The sequence below is a fragment of the Cystobacter fuscus genome, from assembly GCF_002305875.1.
In the GTDB taxonomy this organism is placed as follows: Bacteria; Myxococcota; Myxococcia; order Myxococcales; family Myxococcaceae; genus Cystobacter; species Cystobacter fuscus_A.
In genome coordinates, this window is sequence record NZ_CP022098.1 from 3967859 (window position 1) to 3987566 (window position 19708).

Below are 19708 nucleotides of genomic sequence, written 5' to 3' on the forward strand. Positions count from 1 at the left end.
TGGGATTTAACAGGGGCTCCCCGCGCGGTCGAGTCATCCGGGGGGTGGTTGCCTCCCCGCTCGGTTCAGCCCGGCTCGCCGGGATTGCGCAGGCCCGCCGCGTCCACGCTGGGGCCCACCGATGACACGGCGCGTCCGCCCTCCAGCCGCACCGCGCCCGTCACCGCGAGCTTCACCGCCAGCGGGTACAGCCGGTGCTCCTCCTTGAGGATGCGCGCGGACAGGGCCGCCTCGTCATCCCCGGCGAGCACGGGCACCGCCGCCTGCGCGATGATGGGGCCCGTGTCCATGCCGGGATCCACGAAGTGCACCGTGCACCCGGCCACCTTCACGCCCCTGTCCAGGGCCTGCCGCTGGGCGTGCAGCCCGGGGAAGGCCGGCAGCAGCGAGGGGTGGATGTTGAGCACCCGGCCCGGAAAGCGCCCGAGGAAGTCCGCCCCGAGCAGCCGCATGAAGCCCGCCAGGCACACCCACTCGACGCCGACGGCCTCCAGCGCGTCGCCCAGCGCCTTCTCGAAGTCCGCGCGCGAGCCGAACGTCTTGTGATCCAACACCCGCGCCGCCACGCCCGCCGTGCGCGCCCGCTCCAGGGCGAAGGCGGTGGGCACGTTGGAGACCACCAGGGCCACCTCGGCCGGGTAGTCCGAGCGGGCACACGCATCGAGCAGGGCCTGCAGGTTGCTGCCACTGCCCGACACCAGCACGCCCAGCTTCGCGCGGCCACTCATGGGTGGATGACCGCCGTGGCCTCGCCCTGACCGGCCTCCACGCGGCCCACCTCGCTGGCCTCCACGCCGCGCGCGTGGAGCACCGACAGCGCCGCCGCCACGTCCTCCTTCGCCACCACCGCGATGAGGCCCAGGCCCATGTTGAAGGTGTTGTACATCTCCTCCCGCGCCACGTTTCCGAGCTTCTGGATGAGCTCGAAGAGGGCGGGGCGCTTCCAGGCCTTCTCGTCGAGCACGGCGCGCGTGCCGTCCGGCAGGCAGCGCGGCAGGTTGCCCGGAATGCCGCTGCCGGTGATGTGCGCCATGCCCTTCACCTTCACGGCCTTCATGAGCGCCAGCGCGTCCTTCACGTAGATGCGCGTGGGCTCCAGCAGCGCGTCGCCGAGCGGCCGGTCCAGCCCCTCGGGCACCGCGTCCAGGGCGAGCTTCGCGTCCTCCAACAGCACCTTGCGCGCCAGCGAGTAGCCGTTGGAGTGCAGGCCCGAGGACGTCAGGCCGATGAGCGCGTCACCGGGCGCCACGCTCTTGCCGTCGATGATCTCCGAGCGCTCCACCACGCCCACGCAGAAGCCCGCCAGGTCGTACTCGCCCCGCGCGTAGAAGCCCGGCATCTCCGCCGTCTCCCCACCCAGCAGCGCGCAGCCCGCCTGCTCGCACCCCACGGCGATGCCCTTGACCACCTCGGCCGCGGCGTCCACCTCCAGCCGCCCGGTGGCGAAGTAGTCCAGGAAGAAGAGCGGCTCGGCGCCACAGGTGAGGATGTCGTTCACCGACATCGCCACCAGATCGATGCCCACCGTGCCGTGCCGGCCCGCCTGGAAGGCCACCTTCAGCTTGGTGCCCACCCCGTCCGTGCCCGCCACCAGCACCGGCTCGCGGTACTTCCCCGGCGGCAGGGCGAAGAGGCCTCCAAAGCCTCCCACTCCCGCCACCACCTCCGGCCTCATCGTGCGCGCCGCGTGCGGCTTGATGCGCTCGACGAAGGCGTCCCCGGCCTCGATGTCCACTCCCGACTGCTTGTAGGTCGTTCCCACGCGGCGCCTTCTACCGGCTTTGCCCCGCCCCTGTCTCGGCCCATGCCTGCCCGCCGTCTCATTCTTCGGGGCGGTGAACCGTTTCCACTCGGGCTCCCCGGGGTAGGCGTCCAGGCGACATGGCGGGGGGACGACAGGGGAACTCAGTCTGAATTTGACCCTGTCGACAGGGAGGGCTTAACTCGGCTCCGCGATGGGCGCCGAGGAAACCCTCTTTCAGCGTTTTGGCAAGGAGTTCTCGAAGGGCACGGTTCTCTTCCGCGAGGGAGAGGCGGGTCGGGAGATGTTCGTCCTGCAATCAGGGCGGATCGCCATCTCCAAGCGCGTGCGCGACGAGGAGAAGATGCTGGCGGTGCTCGGGCCCGGCGAGTTCTTCGGGGAGATGGCCATCATCTCCAACCGGCCTCGCAACGCCACGGCCACCGTGAGCGAGGACGCCAAGCTGCTGGTGATCGATCCCAAGACGTTCGAGGGGATGATCCGCGGCAACGCGGAGATCGCCGTGCGGATGATCAAGAAGCTGGCCGAGCGCCTGTCGGAGGCGGACGCGCAGATCGAGAACCTGCTGCACTCGGATCCGGCCAGCCGCGTGGTGCACCACGTGCTCCAGACGTGCCGCACGCGGGGGCGGCCCACGGAGGAGGGGATGGAGATCGATCTGCCCCTGCGCGAGATGCCCCAGCAGATCGGCGTGGGCGAGCCGGCCATCCGGCACGTGTTGGACAGGTTGGAGCGGGCGGGATTGCTGGAGCGCGCGGGTGACAGGGTCACCGTGCAGGATACGGCGCGCCTGCACGACTTCCTCCAATACCTGGAGATGAAGTGGAAGTTCGGAGACCTCTAGCGTGAAGCTTCACGTCCTTGGCTGCCATGGTGGCGAGCTGCCCGCGTGCCGCACCACGTGCTTCCTCGTGGACGACGTGCTCGCGCTGGACGCGGGCGCGCTCACGAGCACGCTGTCGCTGGAGCAGCTGTGCAAGATCGATGACATCATCGTCGGCCACAGCCATTTCGATCACGTGAAGGATCTGCCGCTGATGGCCGATCTCATCATCGGCCGGCGCGACACGCCCGTGACCATCCACGCCTCGCGCGAGTGCGCCCGGGCGCTGCGCGACAACATGTTCAACAACGCGCTGTGGCCGGACTTCACGCGCATTCCCACGCGCAAGGAGCCGGTGCTGCGCATCAAGCCCTTCCGCGCCGGCAGCACCTTCCAGGTGGGCCCCTACACGGTGCAGTCCATCCCGGTGCACCACCCGGTGGAGTCCTGCGGCTTCGTCATCACCCGGGGCCGCACGTCGCTGGCCATGAGCGGGGACACCGGCCCCACGGACAAGCTGTGGAAGGTGCTCAACCAGACGCCCACCCTCAAGGCGCTCCTCATCGAGACGAGCTTCCCCAACGCGTTGCAGCAACTCTCCGACGTCTCCGGCCACCTCACGCCCCGCACGCTCAAGAGCGAGCTGGCCAAGTTCGAGCGCGACGGGTGCACCGTGCTGCTCTACCACCTCAAGCCCGCCTTCGTTCAGCAGGTGAAGAAGGAAGTGGCCGACATGCCCGTCGAGGTCCTGGAACTCGGGGATACCTTCGAGTTCTAGCATGGGAGTTGACGGCCCCCGGGCAGTTGGGATTAACCGGGCCCTCCCATGGCCTGGTTCTCGAAGAAGCCCCGTATCGCCACCGCTCCCGAACCCGTCGAAGCCCCCAGCCGCATGCAGGGCCTGTGGGCCAAGTGCGAGAACTGTGACGAGATCCTCTACCGGCAGGAGTTGGAGAAGAACCTCAACGTCTGCCCGCACTGCGATCACCACCTGCCCTGGCCCGCGCGCACCCGCCTCGCCACGCTGTTGGATCCCGACAGCTTCGAGGAGTTCGACAAGGAGCTCGAGCCGCAGGATCCGCTCGGGTTCACCGACTCGAAGAAGTACAAGGATCGGCTGAAGTCCACGCGCAAGGCGCTCGGGGAGAACGACGCCTTCATCTCCGGCGTGGGGCGCATCGATGGCAAGCAGGTGTCGGTGGGCTGCTTCGTGTTCGAGTTCATGGGCGGCTCCATGGGCTCGGTGGTGGGCGAGAAGTGCACGCGCGTCTTCGAGCGCGCGCACGAGCTCAAGTGCCCCGCCATCGTCTTCTCCGCCTCGGGCGGCGCGCGCATGCAGGAGGGCATCTTTTCCCTCATGCAGATGGCCAAGACGAGCGCGGCCATCGCCCGCTTCCGCAACGTGGGCAAGCCCTACATCTCCGTGCTGCTGCACCCCACCACGGGCGGCGTGGCGGCCTCGTTCTCGTGGCTGGGGGACGTGATGCTCGCCGAGCCCAAGGCGCTCATCGGCTTCGCCGGCCCGCGCGTCATCGAGCAGACCATCCGCCAGAAGCTCCCCGAGGGCTTCCAGCGCTCCGAGTTCCTCGTGGAGCACGGCATGCTCGACGCCATCGTCGCGCGCAGGGATCTGCGCGCCAAGCTCGGGCAGATCATCGGGCTGCTCGGCTAGTCGTCCCTTCCGCGCCGCGCCATGCTCCCCCGGACGCCCGCCGAGGCCCTGGAGTTCTTCTCCCGGCTGAGCCCCTCCAGCATCAAGCTCGGCCTCGAGCGCGTGGAGGCGGCCCTGGAGGCGCTCGGCCATCCCGAGCGGCGCTTCCCCGCGCTGCACGTGGCGGGCACCAACGGCAAGGGCAGCACCTGCGCGTTCGCCTCGGCGGCCCTCCACGCCGCGGGCCACCGGGTGGGGCTCTACACCTCACCCCACCTGGTGCGCGTCAACGAGCGCATCCGCGTGGACGGGGTGGAGATCTCCGACGAGACCTTCGGTCAGCGCATCCTCGAGGTGCTGGAGCGCCACCCCGAGGCGGCCACCTCGCTCACGTACTTCGAGTTCGGCACCGTGGTGGCCTTCTGGCACTTCGCGCGCGAGGCCGTGGACGTGGCCGTGGTGGAGGTGGGGCTCGGAGGCCGTCTGGACGCCACGCGCGCCTGTGTGCCGCTCGTCACCGCCATCACCCCGGTGTCCTTCGATCACATGGAGTACCTGGGCAACACCCTGGGGGCCATCGCCGCGGAGAAGGCGGGCATCCTCAAGCCGGGCGTGCCGGTGGTGCTCAGCCGCCAGGCGCCCGAGGCGCTCGAGGTCCTCGAGCGTCTGGCCCGGGAGCGTCAGGCTCCCGTGCTCCTGGAGGGCCGTGACTTCCACCTGGGGCAGCGTCCCGGAGGCGGCCTCGCCTACGAGGGGAGCGGACTGTCGCTGGAGGGCCTGTCCCTCAGCCTGCGGGGCGAGCATCAGTGGCAGAACGCCGCGGTGGCCCTGGCCGCGCTGGAGCAACTCTCCGCGCGGGGCGTGCGCGTCCCGCCCGAGGCCCTGCGGACCGGGCTTGCTGGAGCCCGCTGGCCTGGACGCCTGGAGGAACTCGGTGGCTCGCCCCCCGTGTTGCTGGATGGCGCACACAACCCCGCGGGGGTGGGCGTGCTGCTCGAGGGCCTGCGCTCGCTCTATCCTGGGCGCCGGGTGCACTGCGTCTTCGGTGTGGTGGCCGACAAGGACCGGGGCCCCATGTTGCGCGCGCTCCTTCCCGCCTGTTCCTCGGTCCACTTGACGCCGCTGGACACCCCACGCTCGCTCTCTCCCGAGAGCTACCTCGACAAGGCCCGTGCCTTGTGCGAGAATGCCTACTCCTACGCCTCCCTGGACGCGGCGCTCGCGGGGGCACTCGCCCAAGCCGCACCCTCGGACGTACTCCTGTGTACGGGTTCACTGTTCCTGGTGGGCTCGGTCCGCGCCAAATGGGGCGGAAACCTTGGCGCGTTGCATCAGCATTCGTAGATTACACCTATGCGCTTGCCGGATTGGAGAGCGGCGACTCCAACGGGTCCCCACACACCGACGGTCGACGAGGTCGACTTCCGGTCGCTCTACCAGAAGACGAAGTACGTCGTGGAGACCGCCGATGGCTGGTCTCTGGTCATCACCCGCTACCGCCCCGTCAAGCAGCCCTTCGCGCAGCCCCTGTTCGGTGAGCCACTGCTCCTGGTTCATGGCTTCTCGCAGAACCGCCACGCGTGGACGAGCGGCCAGTTCGTCAAGAACCTGCTGTTCTTCGGTGTGGACATCCACATCCTGGAACTGCGCGGCCACGGCAAGAGTTCCATCGAGTTCCAGAAGGATCGCGCCGCGCGCTTCCGCCGTCCGCTGCCCGCGGACCTGGACTACGGCTGGGACATCGACAGCTACTTTCTCTATGACCTGCCGGCCGCGGTGTCGGGCGTCAAGCGCATCACCCGGCGCGAGCGCATCTTCTACTGCGGCCACTCGATGGGCGGGATGCTCGGCTACGGGTACGCGGGCATCCACGATGACTTCGAGGGCCTCATCACCATCGGCTCCGCGGCGGACCTGGGCCGGGGCACGATGCTCCTGCGGATGCTGTCGATGTGGACGGGAGTGATCGGCTCGAGCATCGACCTGGCGTTCGCGGGGCGCAACCTGGAGGAGCGCGTGGGGTACGAGGGCCGGCGGTTGCTGGCGCGCGGCGTCGCGCCCCTGCACGAGGGCCTGTCCCAGTGGCTCAGTCCGAAGGAGGCTCCGCGCGAGCGCCAGTTCCGCGCCATTCCAGTGGATGACTGGCTGAAGTTCGCCGAGCGGCAGCTCGCCCGCGCCGAGGAGTACCCGCTCGTCAACCGCATCACCACGCGCATCAACCGGCTGAGCAATCCGGCGCGCGCCAGCGCCAAGGACGTGCGCTGGCTGCTGCGCGAGGGCGGGGAGCGCGAGCCGCGCAAGGTGGTGGAGCAGTTCGCCTCGTGGATCCGCCGCGGGGAGATGGTGTGCTACCGCACGGGGTTCGACTTCAAGCGGGGCTTCTCGAAGATCCACATCCCCATGGCCATCATCTTCGGGGACATGGATCCGCTGGCGTCGCTGGAGTCCACACGCAGCGTGTACCACGCGGCCAAGAGCGAGTACCTCCTCTGGCGGCCGGTGAAGGGCAACAGCCACCTCGAGCTGACGATGGGGCACGACATCCGGCAGATCTGCTACGACATCAAGAACCTCATCGAGTACGCGCGCACCCACCGTACGCGCGGGCCCGCGCTGCCCCGGATAGAGAAGTAGAGCGGACGTTTCCGGCGGCTTCAGGACGAGGGAAAAGTTGGAGCCTTGACGTCGCGTGTTAGCGTCGGGTGTGTCATGCGTTCGTCCACCATCAAGTCGTCTCCGAGTGCCTTCGTCCTCCTCTTGATCACGTGCGTGCTGGGATCGGCCCGGGCGCTGGCGCAGGAGTCGGGCGCGGGCAATCTCAACTCCATCTCCAGCGTGAACGTGAGGGGAGGGACGGTGGAGATCGTGGGCACGAAGAAGCCCAACTTCACCACCTTCACGCTGACGGATCCGCCGCGGCTCGTCATCGACATCTCCGAGGCCGTCTTCTCCGGCGTGAAGGAGGACATCACCGTGGGCAATGGCACCATCACCGCCATCCGCACGGCGAGCTATGGCTCGGATGAATCGGCCATCGCCCGGGTGCTCATCGGCTACGAGCGCGAGGTGGACACGGACATCCAGGCGCGGGGCAACTCCCTGGTGGTGAGCGTGGCGGGGGGCACGGCGGCCCAAGCGGCGGCTCCCTCCGGCCCGGCGCCGACGACGGACGCTGCGCCCGCGGCCACCGGCACCGACACGCAGCAGGCGGGCGCGTCGGCACAGGCGGCACAGGAAGAGCAGAAGCGGCAGGAGGCCGCCGCGGCCCAGGCCGCCCAGGCGGCGCAGGAGGAGCGCAAGCGGCAGGAACTCGCCGCGGCCCAGGCCGCCGAGCAGGAGCAGGCGGAGGCGCGGCGTCAGGCCGAGGCTCGAGCCGCGGCCGAGCGCAAGACCGAGGAGGAGCGCGCCCAGCAGGAGCGCGCGACCCAGGCCGCCGAGAAGCAACGGCAGCAGGAGGAGGCGCGGGCCGCGGCCGACGCCCGCCGGGAGTCGGAGGCCCAGGCCTCCGAGGCGAAGCGGCGCCAGGCCGCCGAGGATCGGGCCCGCCGGGAGTCGGAGGCCCAGGCCGCGGCCGAGGAGCGGCGGCGCCAGCAGGAGGAGGCCCGGGAGGCGCGCGCGGCGCGTGTCGCCCAGGCGGAGACGCCCCGGAGGGAACCGGCACGACAGGAGGGTCCTCCCTCCGTGTCCTCGCGCCGCAAGACGATGACGTTGGTGGGCTTCAAGCAGGAGCGGGGGGCCTCGCGCGTCTTCGTGCGCACCAACGAGCCCGTGCGCTACTCCGTCTCGCCCGCGGGCGACAAGCTGGTGGTGGTGGAGCTGGAGAACACCGTCATCGCCGAGGAGAACAACACCCGCGCGATGGACACCTCCTTCTTCAACACGGCGGTGGCCTCGGTGGACGCCAACCCGGGCCCCTCGCGCTCGGTGCGCGTCTCCATCCGGCTCAAGCAGCAGGTGCCCTACGAGACACGTCAGGAGGGCAACGAGCTGTCGATCGAGTTCCAGCGCCCGGCCTCCCGTTGATATAGGGGCGGGCCATGAGCCTGCTGATGCCGGTGGCGGTCGTGCTGCTCGTCTCGGCACAGCTGCCCCTGTCCACCCCACTGCAACTGCCCACGGGAGAGACCGCGCAGCTGGCGGCCGATGACGTCTCCTACGCGCAGGAGCAGCGAGTGCTCACCGCGCGCGGACACGCGGTGCTCAGCTCCGGCCCCGTCGTGCTGCGCGCCGACGAGATCTCCTACGATCAGGCCCACGAGACGGCCGTGGCCCGGGGCAACGTCATGCTCGTCAACGGGCTGATGGCGGCCGTGGCGGACGAGCTGTCCGTGGACCTCGAGTCCTCCGAGGCCGTCGTCCAGGGGGGCCTCTTCATGGAGAAGCGTGGCGTCACGCCCCAGCAGCTTCTCCAGGCCCAGACGCCCCAGGAGTTGCGTGACCTGGGCGAGACGCCCGTGTTGATGAGCGGCAGGCGCATCAAGCGCACCGGCGACAACACCTACCAGGTGGAGGGAATTGCCCTGGCCCCGTGCTTGTGCGGGGAGAGCGTGCCCTCCTGGCGCGTGGAGGCCAGCAGCGCCCGCGTGGAGATGGGCCGGTATGCCTCGCTCACCTTGCCCGTGGTGTTCGTGCGCTCGGTTCCGGTGCTCGCGGTGCCCTGGTTGTACCTGCCCCTGTCCGAGCGCCAATCGGGTCTGCTCTTCCCCCGGCCCACGTCGAGTGCCATCTCCGGTTTCGGCCTGGAGCTGCCGGTGTTCATCACGCTCGGCCGGAGCTACGACCTCACCCTCTCGCCGGGCTTCTACCTGGGCGGCGGCGAGGTGGACGTCACGCGGAACATCGGCAACCAGGACATCACCCGCAAGGAGCCGCAGAGCTATGGCATCCGCGGCCCGCGTCTGCTCACCGAGTTCCGCTACGCGCCCGCCGTGGGAACCGAGGGCCGTGTCTCCCTCGGTCTGCTCTATGATCTGCGGCCCGTGCGCAACCCCGTGACGGCGGGCTTCTTCCTCACGGACACGGGGGACCTCCTCCGCACGCCGCGCGGGCTGCGGGGCGAGGCGTCCCTGCAACACCGTCAGGACCTGGGCGGCGGGTGGTACGACCGCATCGAGGCCTTCGCCATCTCCGATGGGTTCTACACGCGCGACCTCACCGCCGACATCGTGGCCCGCGCGGCCCAGTACCTGAGCAGCTCCGGCGTCATCTACCGCCGGGGCGAGGACCAGTGGGTGGGCCTGGAAGTGGGCCTGCGCCAGGACATCCGCTGGGGCTACGATCTCTTCGGGCGCTCCACGGTGCCCGCCGGGGCTTCGGGCTCCCCGGCCATCACCGCCGCGCCCCGTACCTTCCAGAAGCTGCCCACCCTGAGCTGGGTACTCGCCGAGCGGCCACTCGGTGGCAGCCGTCTCGTCGGGGGCATGCGGGTGGAGTTCACCCGGCTCTCTCCCCTGCTGTCGCTCTTCGGTGACGAGGGCCTGGACGGCCACTTCGAGTCCGATGGCCAGTGGGTGGTGCCGGGAGGCACCGTGCGCGAGCCCGACGTGGCCCAGGGCAATGGCATCTTCGATGGCGCCGATCGCGAGGCGCGCGACCGGGTGGATCTGCTTCCCCGCCTGTCCTCCTCCTTCGCCCTCGGCTCCTTCGCCCGGCTGTCCCCCGCGCTCTCCGTGCGTCAGGACTTCTACCTGGGCGAGGTGACGGGGCGCACCGCGCAGCGCGGCTATCCCATCCTGGACCTCGTGCTGGACTCGCGTCTCGGACGCACCTTCGAGCTGGGCGGCGTCTCGCTGCTCCACTCGATCGAGCCGTCCATCACCCTGCGCTACGTGCCCATCGTCTGGGGAGGCCTGCCCTCGCCGGGTGCCCTGCCCGACAGCCCGGGGCAGCCCTACGATGAGATCGACTCCGCGCTGCCCTCGACGTCGGCGGGCGTGGCGCGCCGCTTCCTCCATGCCGTGGTGGAGTTGAACCAGACCCTCCACACCCGCCGGGGCTCCTCCCGCGAGGAACTCCTCCGGCTGAGCGTGGGGCAGGGCTTCGACCTGTCCCGGTTCGCTCCCTCGCCAGGCGGCGGCCCGAGCGAGAGCGACCAACCCCTCGCACGGGACACTTTTGGCCGCCTCAGCGCCCGGCTGGGTCGATTCAGCGGCACGGGGGTGCTGCGTTATGACCCGAACTCCCGGCAAATCACTCAACTCAGCGCGGATTTCCGGGTGGATGTGCCTCACGCCAACCTCTATGCCCGGTATGACGATCTGCTGGGCGAGGGCTCGGATCGCCTGCGCCGTGGCCTGGATGCCCTCGTAGGGCCTGCGCCAAGGAGTGCCCAGCGAGCACAGTTCCTCACAGCGGGGACCCAGGCGACCTTCGGCGTCGGGATTGGACTGCGGTACGAGGCGCTCCTGCAGCCTCAAACACGCACCGACTCCCCTCTCCTACAGCAGACATTTGGTGTATCCTACGGACCGGCGTGTAACTGCTGGCGTGTCGAAGGACTGGCCAGGCTCGCGAGGGGGCAAGCATGCCCCGAGTTCGGTCTGAACCTCACCGTGACCGGAGTCGGGACGTTTGGGACTGGGGGTTGAGGAATCACAGCCGTGCGTGTGTAGTTCTTCACTGCCTGAGGAAATCCCCTCTTTGAGGAGGACGAGGTCTTTCGTGTCGGAACTCGGAAAACGTATCGGACAGCGCATTCGTGAACTTCGCACCCAGCGCCCGGAGCGCTGGACCCAAGAAGAGCTCGCGGAACGGGCACAAATCAGCGTCTCCTTTCTTTCGATGATCGAAAGGGGAGAGCGGGTCGCCCATGTTGAAACCCTTGCCGCCCTGGCCAATGCCCTGGGCGTGAGTCTCGGCGAGCTCTTCGCCGGAACAGAAGAGACGCCGGCCCAGACGGAGGATCTGCTGCGGCCGTTGTCGGACTTCGCCCGCGCCCGGGGCCTGACCGCCCGGGACGTGGATCGCCTGCTGGGCGTGGCGCGCGCCATGTTCAACGGCTCCGTGGCCTGAGCCTGGGCGTCTGCTGAAGTCGGTGCCCGTCGCTTGACGGGACGCCGGGGGGCCCGGGAAGATGGGACTGTTGGCTGCGCGTCACTGTCGCGTGGTCTTCATTCCCTCTGCCCCGGAGCCTTCTTCAGATGCGTTTGGGTCTCGCCACGTTCGTGGCGCTCACGACAGGGCTGCTCGCGGCCTGCTCTTCTCCGCAGCCCGCTACATTGGAATTCGTGGACCAGTCTCCTGCCCAGCCCCGGCTGGGGGAGATCACCACGTTGCGCTTTCGCGCCATCGACTCGAGAGGTCTGCCGCAGGCCGGCGTGCAGATCAACTTCGAGGTCCAGGCACCCGTGCCCGGGGTGGAGCTCAACCCCACGGTGGCCGCCACCGACGTGAGCAACGGCATCGCCTCCACCCAGGTGGTGGCCAAGGGCGGCCGTGTGTCGTCCGTGGTGGTGATCGCTCGGGTGGGCGACAAGTCGGCCATCAGCCCGGCCGTCACCTTCGCCGGTTCCAACTCCACCTCGCGCCAGTTCACCTTCCAGTGCGGCACCCTCTCCGGCGAGGGCTCGGGTGGTGTGCACGCCATCAACGCCTATGACGATACGCGTCACCTCATCGCCGGCGTGAAGCTCGACTGCATCGCCCACGTGGCGGATCGCAACGGCGATGGCATCGCCGGCGCCCAGGTGTCCTTCCTCACCGAGGCGGGCACCATCGGCCCCAGCTCCGTCAGCGTCACCGACGTGGTGGGCAACGCCAAGGTCCTCTACAAGACGTCGCTGCCGCTGCCGGACGACGTGGCGCCAGGCACCTTCTCCTGGACTCCCGTCAATGACCTGACCCACACGGGCGAGTACCTCGCGCCGCTGTGGATGCACCCGTTCCAGTGGGTGGAGGATCCGGTCAAGAACTTCGGCGTCGAGGGCACCGGCGTGGAGCCGCGCCGGCCGGATCCCATCCGCAAGGACACCAAGGGCGTCGCGCTCACCAACAACCCGCGCGACAACCTGGTCAGCATGATCGCCGTCACCTCGGGCGAGGAGGCGTTCGACGACCGCAACAACAACGGCACCTGGGACGAGGGCGAGCCCTTCGTCGATCTCACCGAGCCCTTCGTCGACAACAACGACAACGGCACCTGGGACGCAGGCGAGCGCTACGTCGACGCCAACGGCAATGGCCAGTGGGATGGCAAGAACGGCACGTTCGATCCCGTCACGCTCATCTGGGTCCAGGAGCGCATCCTGTGGACGGGCGTTCCGCACGCGGATGATCGCGCGACGATTGCCCGCAATCCCCGGCCCGTGGTCAATCCGATCACCCCGGCCACGGGGAACAAACTGGACAAGTTCGGCCAGATGCTCGCCGAGTTCATCGTCGCGGACCCCTGGTTCAACAGCATCGCGCGCAACGGGGATGATGACGGGTGCGAGGCGGGCGCGGTGGGCCCCGTGGAGGTGAGCAAGCTGACCACGGGCAGGGCCCTGACCTACCCGCCCTATACCGCGCTGCGCTACGTCATCAAGGATGTGCGCGATCCCACCAATACGACCGCGCCGGACTACCCCGCCAACACCATCAAGTGGTCGGTCACGGCCCGGTGCTCCTTCACGGCCTCGCCCGTGGATGGTTACGCCGTTCCGGTCGAGGCGCCTCCGGTGGCGGGTGACTTCCTGAAGTGACGCGGCCCGCCAAGGGCATTGACCCCGGGCTCCCTCGTCCGTACCGTCTCCCCGGCCGATGGCGGAATCATCCGCCGGGGAGAGACAGCGCGTGAGTCAGCGGCAGAGCAAGTCGGTGGAGGCAGGGAGCCGGGAGAACGAGCGCCGCCACACCATCCTGCGCGCGGCGATCGACGTGTTCGCCCGCAAGGGCTACCACGGCTGTCGCATCGCCGACGTGGCACGTGAGGCGGGCGTGGCCTACGGCCTCGTCTACCACTACTTCAAGAACAAGGACGAGCTGCTCGAGACCGTCGCCGAGACGGGCTGGGGCGGCTTCGTCTCGCGCATCCGCGCGGTGGCCGAGGAGGAGAGCAGCTCGCTCGAGGCCAAGGTGCGCGGCATCGCCGACGTGGCCTTCGAGGCCTACCGCGTGGATCCCCGCGCGGTGAAGGTGCTCATCCTGGAGATCGCCCGCAGTCCCGCGGGCGGCCATGTCGCCAGCCGGCAGCAGGCCTTCCTGGACGTCATCCGCATGGCGGCGGACATGTTCGCTCGCGCCCAGGCCGCCGGGCAGCTGCGCCCGGAGCTGGATCCCATGCTCTGCGCCTCGCTCCTGTGCGGCGCCATCGAAATGGGACTCACCGCCTTCGTGTCCGGGTTGATGGAAGACCGCAGCCCCGAGGCCCTGGACCGGGCGAAGGTGCAGATCGCCGAGTCCTTTCTGCGCGGCGTGCTTCCCAGCTCCGCCCCGCTCACGGAGACGTCATGGAAGCAGGAGAGTCCGTCGTCCGGTACGAAGCCGAAGGTGGGCAAGCGCGTCTGATCATCCACCGGGAGCGGGCGCGCAACGCGCTCTCCCCCGAGGTGCTGCACGGCCTGCTCGAGGCACTCACTCGCGCCGAGGCGGACCCCACGGTGCGCGTGGTGGTGCTCACGGGCGCGGGGGAGCGGGTGTTCTGCGCCGGGGGAGATCTCGGGCAGCTCGGTGGGGAAGGGGGCTTTCTCGCCACGCACGAGGGGCGCCGCGCCTACGGCCAGTTGCTGCTGCGCCTGCAGGACGTGCGCAAGCCCACGGTGGCGCGCGTCAACGGGCATGCGCTCGCGGGAGGCCTGGGACTGGTGCTCGCGTGCGACCTGGCCGTGGCCGCCGAGCACGCCGAGCTGGGCACGCCGGAGATCGACGTGGGGCTCTTCCCCATGATGATGATGGCGCTCTTGCACCGGCACGTGGGCCGCAAGCGCGCCCTGGAGATGGTGCTCACGGGCGAGCGGCTGTCGGCGCGCGACGCGCTCGGGCTGGGCCTGCTCAACCGCGTGGTGCCCGCGGAGGGACTGGAGGCCTCGGTGGCCGAGCTGGTGGGCAAGCTCGCCGGCAAGAGCCAGGCGGTGCTGGCCCTGGGCCGCCGGGCCTTCTTCACCGCCGAGGATCTGCCCCTGCCCGCCGCGCTCGAGTACCTGTCCTCGCAGCTCTCGCTCAACGTGCTCGCCGAGGACGCCGCCGAGGGCATCAGCGCGTTTCGCGAGAAGCGGCCCCCGAAGTGGAACGATCGCTAGCGGTGAATTGGAGTTGGAGCAGCGTCGTGGGGTCCACCCACAGGTCGTCGATGCGAGCGCCCCAGTGCAGGTGGGGCCCGGTGACGCGGCCCGTGTTGCCCACCTTGCCGAGCAGCTGTCCGCGCTTGACGCGCTCGCCCTCCTTCACGGCGATGGCCGACAGGTGGAAGTAGGCCGTGTAGAGGCCGGCTCCGTGGTGGAGGAGCACCGTGTTGCCCGCGGCGTAGTTGTCGCGCGTCATCACCACCGTGCCCCCGTTGGCGGCGGAGACGGGCGTGCCCGTGCCCCCGGAGAGATCCGTGCCGAAGTGCTGGCTCTGCTTCTGCCCGTTGAAGGTGCGCAGGTCTCCATAGGGCGCGGTGACGCGCGCCTTGCGCGGCAGGACGAAGGCCTTGTCGAAGAGGGGGTCGGCGAAGGGCTGCGCGAAAGCCGTGCTGAAGGCGGCCTGATCCGCCTCCATGCGGGCCTCCACCTCGGGTGGGGGCTTCACGAACTTGTTGGCCACCTTCAGGGTGCGCGTGCGCCAACCGGGCTCCCCCACGTCCAGCATGTGGGTGAGGCGCGTGGGCTCCGCGCCCGGCGCACCCGCCACCAGCACCGTCAACGGCAACTGTCCCGGCACCTGCTCCACGGGAAGGCCGATGAGGGCGGCGAAGCCCCCGGGGACGGCGAAGAAGCGCAAGGGACGCTCTCCCAGTGTTCCCGTGGGTGCCTCCTTCGGCCCGCGCATGGTGATGAGGACCGGGTCGCCCGGCCGGGCCCGGGAGGGCTGGAGGAGGAGTTGGGGCGAGGGCTCGGCGGCGAAGGCCGACAGACCGAGGACGAGCAGGACGAGGGGCAGACGCCGACAGGACAGGCTGAGCACGGCGGGGAGATATGCGCGGGCCGCCGGGGGGGCGTCAACGCGGGAGGACGGGCGGGCGGTGGCCCCCGCTCGCTGGCCCGGCCCCCTGGGCGGCTTCCGGGAGGCCGGGCGGGGCACGTCTCATCTCCAGGAGGACAGGCGAGCGGGCAGGGCCCCGGTTGCGCCATCGTTCCCTCCGGCCGGGGGGCGACCTAGCTTCTGTCCATCCGTTTTCGAGGGGATTTTCAGGGCGTTTTCTGAGGGGGAGATAATCGGATGCCGCGTACTTATCGCTTCGAGCCATTTACCGTTGCCAGGTCCACCCCGAGTCGGGGTCTTCGCCGCCGGGACAAGCAGCACCTGTCCGAGAAGCGCGCGTCGCAACGTTCGTCGGATTCCGCACCGCACTACGGCCGTGCCCACGCGGAGACAGAGGAGCTGTTCCACGTGCGCGCGATGAACGCGCAGCTCGAGGCGTTGGCGGGACTGTCGGCGGATTCACCCCTCAAGCCCACGGCGACCAATCGGGGCCAGCCCATCGGGGCGCTGCCCCTGGCCGAGGTGCCGATGGTGGAGCGCGGCAAGAGCCTGCGCGACGTGTTCAGCGAGGCGCTGCGCCAGTTCCGCGCCGTCCAGTCGGGCATCGAGGACGCCACCCGGGCCACGGGGCGGCTCCTGTCCCTGCCCATGGAGGCGGCCCGCATGGCCGCCGCGCGCCTGCGGCTGGTCCAGGTCTGAGCGGGACGGGGGCGCCGTGGGGCTGACGCTCGTCTCCTACAACATCCACAGTGGTATCGGGACGGATGGCCGCTTCGATCTGGAGCGGGTGGAGGAGGTGCTGCGTGAAGTCGACGCGGACCTCATCGCGCTCCAGGAAGTGGGGGACTACCGGGGCCTGACGCCCCGGGAGGATCACCCCGAGCACCTGGCCAGGCAGTTGGGGCTGCACCTGGCGTTCGGCTCCAACGTGGAGCGCGCTGGCCGCCGCTACGGCAACGCCATCCTCTCCCGCCTGCCCATCCTCCGCTCGCGCAACTACGACCTGAGCGTGGGCGACAACGAGCCCCGGGGCGCCCTGCGCTGTGATCTCGACCTGGGCGGGGGCCAGCAGTTGCACCTCTTCTGCCTGCACCTGGGGCTGGGCATCCGCGAGCGCCGCCGGCAGGAGTCCCTGTTGCTGTCCTCCGACATCCTCCGCGACGCCGTGCGCAGCGTGCCGCTCGTGGTGTGTGGAGACTTCAACTATTGGGGGCCCGGCGCGGTGCGCGGCCTGGCTCGTCAGGCCATCCACGACGCGGCCCTGGAGCTGGAGCGCCGTGATCGCACCTTCCCCTCCCGCTTTCCGCTGCTGCGGCTGGATCGCATCTACGTGGACGAGGGCGTGAGGCCGCTGTCGCTCCAGGCCCACCGCACCCCGCTGTCCGCGCTGGCCTCGGATCACCTGCCGCTCGTGCTGCGCTTCGAGACGCGGCCTCAGCCCCAGGTGTCCGACTCCGCTCCGGTGCAGCTCATCGGCCTGGGCGCCCCGGGCGCCGCTCGAGCGGGACGAAGCTGATGGCCGGTGGACACATTGTCGCCATTGCCGTGTGTCGGGGTTGTGGCGGATGACGAGAGCACCCTAGGTTGCAGCCTCCGCATGAGAGCGACTGGGGAGCAGATGGCTGTGAGTAGCGAACAGACGGAGCGTGGGCTGGGCCCGCTCGTCGCGAGGTTGACAGATGGTCTCACCCGGCTGGTGTCGCAGCACCTGACGCTGGCGCGCGCGGAGCTGGTGGAGGACGCGCGCCTGGTGGGCTCGGATCTGGCGCGCCTCGCCGCCTTCGTCCCCTTCGTGCTGGTGGGCTACGGCTTCCTGTGCGCGGCGCTCGCCGTGGCGCTGGCGAACTGGCTGGGCTTCGCCGGGTCGCTCGCGCTGGTGGGCGGACTCAACCTCGTGGGCGGAATCGTGGGCGTGTCCCGCTCGGCCGCCCGCCTCAAGGCACATCGGGTCATGGACGAAACGAAGAACGAACTCAATCGCAGTGTGACGGCGCTCGCTCAGTCGGAGGGTCCTCATGGCCGCTGAGCACAAGGCGCGCGCCACGCCGCGCACCCCCGAGGAGATCCGCGCGGAGATCGAGCGCACCCGCGCCGAGCTCAGTCACTCCGTGAGCGCCCTGCGCGAGGAGGTCGCCTGGCGCACCGACTGGCGCGAGTGGGTGATGCGCCGGCCCCTGGCGTGCGTGGGCGCGGCTTTCTTCATCGGATTCGTCATCGGCAATAGCCAACGGCGCTGACACGCCCCACCTTTCAGAACCAACCCCGACACCTTTCACGAGGAAGGCGCTTCCATGAACATCAATTCCCAGCAGTTGCAGGACAAGGCCCGTCAGATCCAGGACAACGTGCTGCCGCAGATCGACGAGGCGCGGCGCAACCTGGAGGATCTCAACGCGCGCACGGTGAGCTTCATCCGCGCCAACCCGGGCACGTGCCTGCTGGGCGCCGTGGCCGTGGGCTTCATCATCGGACGCATCGCCTCGCGCCGCTAACCCGTGCCTCTTCCTCGACGACTCGGAGTTCTGACATGACGACCTTCCAGAGCAGCTCTGGCGACGGCGGTCCCTCGGGCAACGGTGGCCAGTCCTCCAACAACCAGGGCTCGGGATTCGGCCAGCGGGTGGATCAGATCGGCTCGGACGCCCAGCACCTGTGGGACAACGCGCGCGGCGCGGTGACGGACCTGCGTGACTCCATGGACCTGGCTGGCCGCGTGGAGCGCCATCCGTACCTGATGGTGGCCGCCGCCGTGGGCGTGGGCTATGTGCTGGGAGGCGGGCTGTTCACCCGCACCACCGGGCGGCTGCTGCGCCTGGGCGTGCGGCTGGCCGCGCTGCCCATGGTCAAGGACGAGCTGCTCGGCATCGCCGAGGCCGCCATGCGCGGCGTCGAGGCGGGCGCCAGCCGGGTGGCGGACATGCAGGGCTCGCCCTCGGGCGGCCCGGCGCGTTCCCAGGGCCACTAGGAGCCGTAGGTTTCATCCGTTTCTTCCTCTCGCCGCATACGGAGCCCCCCATGTTCAATGCCAGTGATCTGAAGAACTTCAGCAAGGATGATGTGCTCGATCTGCTCGGGCTGGAGACCAAGAAGGGTCCCGCGGATTGGCTGCTGCCCACCCTGGGCGCCTTCTCCGTGGGCATCCTGCTGGGCGCGGGCCTCGGCCTGTTGATCGCCCCCAAGCCCGGCGCCCAGCTGCGCGATGACCTGCGCAACCGCCTGCGCGAGGGCCAGGACGCCCTGGCCAACGCCACCGGCCAGAGCCGCACCGAGGCCGCGACCCGCAACGTCTGACGTCCAGGCACGTCCGGACGCCGCCAGCGCCACCCGGCTGGCGGCCATGGGAGGGGCGATCCGCTCGAAGCGGGTCGCCCCTCGGGCTTTTTCATGCGAAAGGTCAGGGCGTGACATCGCGCGACGACGAAGAGCCTCGCCGGGATACCCCCAGGGAGCTGCCCCGGGTATCCCCCGCCCAGGAGCGGCTCCTGGCCCGGACCCATGGCCTGGAAACGCTGGAGTCCGCCTACGACGCGTGGAGCGAGTCGCGGCGGGAATTCCTCGCCGAGCGCGAGCACTACCAGCGGGAGTTCGAGCGGCTGGATCAACAGGGCTCGTTCCTGGTGGGCGCGGTCCGGCAGGCCTCGACGCAGCAGGGCGCCGCGGTGGAGCCGGCCGCGGTGGAAGCGGCGCCCGCGGGGTCGGCGCTCGTGGCCGGGGAGGGCCCCCTGCGCGACTTCCTCGGACAGGCGGAGCAGAAGCTGGCGCGGGCGAAGGAGGCGCTCGCGCGGGAGCAGGCCGACAGCGAGCAGCGCCACCTCTCCGCCTTCGAGGAGTGGCGCACCACGGTGAGGGAGCGGGTGCGGCGCCACCTGGCCGCGGCGCCTCCGCGCTTGCGCCTGCTGCTGCGCAAGGTGGGCGCCACGCGCGCCGTCCTCCACGTGGAGCGCGTGAGCGGGGACACCCCCGTGCTCCTGCTCTACCTCTTCACCGGGCGCATCCCCTCGCGCCACGGCTTTCTCTTCGACGACTCCACGGACGACGTGTCGCTGCCGCCCGCGCCGCTCTACGCGGAGGAGGGGGTGGCGCCCCACGAGGTGCGTCCGGAGCCGTCCGCCCTGGAAGCACGGCTGCGCTCGCCCGGGGAGGTGCTGCCCGTCAAGGGCTTCCTGCCCGTCTTCGTGCCCCGTCCCGGCGGCGGCGAGGACTTCTTCCGCCTGCTGCAGCGCGGGCCGGTGATGGAGGTGGAGGTGGCCGAGGGCGGTGCGTTCCGCGCCATCCTCTCGCGCGAGGAGTCCGAGCGCTTCGCCGGGCATCTGTTGCGGCTCAACCTCCAGGGCCAGATCGTGCTCGAGGTGGAGGCGGGCTGAGCGTCCCG

The 19708-nt window shown here is 69.9% G+C and carries 22 protein-coding genes; 19 read left to right on the forward strand and 3 right to left on the reverse strand.

Annotation, left to right across the window (positions count from 1 at the left end; all coding sequences use genetic code 11):
* Positions 1–65: 65 nt before the first annotated feature.
* The gene (purN, locus tag CYFUS_RS16335) at positions 66–728 is read right to left on the reverse strand and encodes a phosphoribosylglycinamide formyltransferase (RefSeq protein ID WP_095986072.1); all 663 of its coding nucleotides are present in this window, start codon (positions 726–728) and stop codon (positions 66–68) included.
* On the reverse strand, positions 725–1762 hold the full coding sequence (gene purM, locus CYFUS_RS16340; RefSeq protein ID WP_095986073.1) for a phosphoribosylformylglycinamidine cyclo-ligase: 1038 nt from the start codon (positions 1760–1762) through the stop codon (positions 725–727). Before purM ends, purN begins: the two co-directional genes overlap by 4 nt.
* 193 nt (positions 1763–1955) lie before the next feature.
* Between purM and CYFUS_RS16345 the strand changes: the two genes are divergently transcribed.
* The 11 genes from CYFUS_RS16345 to CYFUS_RS16395 all read left to right on the forward strand — a co-directional run bounded on the left by CYFUS_RS16345 (position 1956) and on the right by CYFUS_RS16395 (position 14453).
* Positions 1956–2606: a Crp/Fnr family transcriptional regulator gene (locus CYFUS_RS16345; RefSeq protein WP_095986074.1), complete on the forward strand. Its 651-nt coding sequence runs from the start codon at positions 1956–1958 to the stop codon at positions 2604–2606.
* Position 2607: 1 nt separating this feature from the next.
* Positions 2608–3363 carry an MBL fold metallo-hydrolase gene (locus CYFUS_RS16350; protein ID WP_095986075.1) on the forward strand — a complete coding sequence of 252 codons (756 nt, stop codon included), beginning with the start codon at positions 2608–2610 and terminating at the stop codon, positions 3361–3363.
* Between the two features lie 48 nt (positions 3364–3411).
* Positions 3412–4257, forward strand: a complete 846-nt coding sequence (accD, locus tag CYFUS_RS16355) for an acetyl-CoA carboxylase, carboxyltransferase subunit beta (protein ID WP_095986076.1) — start codon at positions 3412–3414, stop codon at positions 4255–4257.
* Positions 4258–4278: 21 nt separating this feature from the next.
* Entirely contained in the window at positions 4279–5580 is a 1302-nt protein-coding gene (locus CYFUS_RS16360) for a bifunctional folylpolyglutamate synthase/dihydrofolate synthase (RefSeq protein WP_198316593.1), read from the forward strand.
* Positions 5581–5589: 9 nt separating this feature from the next.
* On the forward strand, positions 5590–6870 hold the full coding sequence (locus tag CYFUS_RS16365; protein ID WP_095986077.1) for an alpha/beta fold hydrolase: 1281 nt from the start codon (positions 5590–5592) through the stop codon (positions 6868–6870).
* Positions 6871–6945: 75 nt separating this feature from the next.
* Positions 6946–8259, forward strand: a complete 1314-nt coding sequence (locus tag CYFUS_RS16370) for an AMIN domain-containing protein (protein ID WP_095986078.1) — start codon at positions 6946–6948, stop codon at positions 8257–8259.
* 14 nt (positions 8260–8273) lie between these two features.
* Positions 8274–10823 carry an LPS-assembly protein LptD gene (locus CYFUS_RS16375; protein WP_095986079.1) on the forward strand — a complete coding sequence of 850 codons (2550 nt, stop codon included), beginning with the start codon at positions 8274–8276 and terminating at the stop codon, positions 10821–10823.
* Positions 10824–10896: 73 nt separating this feature from the next.
* Positions 10897–11247, forward strand: a complete 351-nt coding sequence (locus tag CYFUS_RS16380) for a helix-turn-helix domain-containing protein (protein WP_002623549.1) — start codon at positions 10897–10899, stop codon at positions 11245–11247.
* A 128-nt stretch (positions 11248–11375) separates the two neighbouring features.
* Positions 11376–12917 (forward strand): hypothetical protein, encoded by a 1542-nt coding sequence (locus CYFUS_RS16385; protein WP_095986080.1) that lies wholly within the window; start codon positions 11376–11378, stop codon positions 12915–12917.
* Positions 12918–13008: 91 nt separating this feature from the next.
* On the forward strand, positions 13009–13722 hold the full coding sequence (locus CYFUS_RS16390; RefSeq protein WP_095986081.1) for a TetR/AcrR family transcriptional regulator: 714 nt from the start codon (positions 13009–13011) through the stop codon (positions 13720–13722).
* On the forward strand, positions 13665–14453 hold the full coding sequence (locus CYFUS_RS16395) for an enoyl-CoA hydratase/isomerase family protein (RefSeq protein ID WP_095986082.1): 789 nt from the start codon (positions 13665–13667) through the stop codon (positions 14451–14453). Before CYFUS_RS16390 ends, CYFUS_RS16395 begins: the two co-directional genes overlap by 58 nt.
* Here CYFUS_RS16395 and CYFUS_RS16400 read toward each other — a convergent pair.
* A complete protein-coding gene (locus tag CYFUS_RS16400) occupies positions 14407–15318 on the reverse strand; it encodes a M23 family metallopeptidase (RefSeq protein ID WP_095986083.1) in 912 nt (303 codons plus the stop codon). The genes CYFUS_RS16395 and CYFUS_RS16400 overlap by 47 nt on opposite strands.
* 426 nt (positions 15319–15744) lie before the next feature.
* Here CYFUS_RS16400 and CYFUS_RS16405 point away from each other — a divergent pair, with 426 nt between their 5' ends.
* From CYFUS_RS16405 to CYFUS_RS16440, 8 genes are all read left to right on the forward strand, one after another.
* On the forward strand, positions 15745–16035 hold the full coding sequence (locus CYFUS_RS16405; RefSeq protein ID WP_157758477.1) for a hypothetical protein: 291 nt from the start codon (positions 15745–15747) through the stop codon (positions 16033–16035).
* Between the two features lie 16 nt (positions 16036–16051).
* Entirely contained in the window at positions 16052–16852 is an 801-nt protein-coding gene (locus tag CYFUS_RS16410; protein WP_095986085.1) for an endonuclease/exonuclease/phosphatase family protein, read from the forward strand.
* 102 nt (positions 16853–16954) lie between these two features.
* On the forward strand, positions 16955–17362 hold the full coding sequence (locus CYFUS_RS16415) for a phage holin family protein (protein WP_232537605.1): 408 nt from the start codon (positions 16955–16957) through the stop codon (positions 17360–17362).
* Positions 17352–17573 (forward strand): DUF3618 domain-containing protein, encoded by a 222-nt coding sequence (locus CYFUS_RS16420; RefSeq protein ID WP_095986086.1) that lies wholly within the window; start codon positions 17352–17354, stop codon positions 17571–17573. Before CYFUS_RS16415 ends, CYFUS_RS16420 begins: the two co-directional genes overlap by 11 nt.
* A gap of 54 nt (positions 17574–17627) precedes the next feature.
* Positions 17628–17828 (forward strand): hypothetical protein, encoded by a 201-nt coding sequence (locus tag CYFUS_RS16425; RefSeq protein WP_002623558.1) that lies wholly within the window; start codon positions 17628–17630, stop codon positions 17826–17828.
* Between the two features lie 35 nt (positions 17829–17863).
* Positions 17864–18301, forward strand: a complete 438-nt coding sequence (locus CYFUS_RS16430; protein WP_095986087.1) for a hypothetical protein — start codon at positions 17864–17866, stop codon at positions 18299–18301.
* Between the two features lie 50 nt (positions 18302–18351).
* The gene (locus CYFUS_RS16435) at positions 18352–18627 is read left to right on the forward strand and encodes a YtxH domain-containing protein (RefSeq protein WP_095986088.1); all 276 of its coding nucleotides are present in this window, start codon (positions 18352–18354) and stop codon (positions 18625–18627) included.
* 110 nt (positions 18628–18737) lie between these two features.
* A complete protein-coding gene (locus tag CYFUS_RS16440) occupies positions 18738–19700 on the forward strand; it encodes a hypothetical protein (protein WP_332468376.1) in 963 nt (320 codons plus the stop codon).
* The last annotated feature ends 8 nt before the right edge of the window (positions 19701–19708 follow it).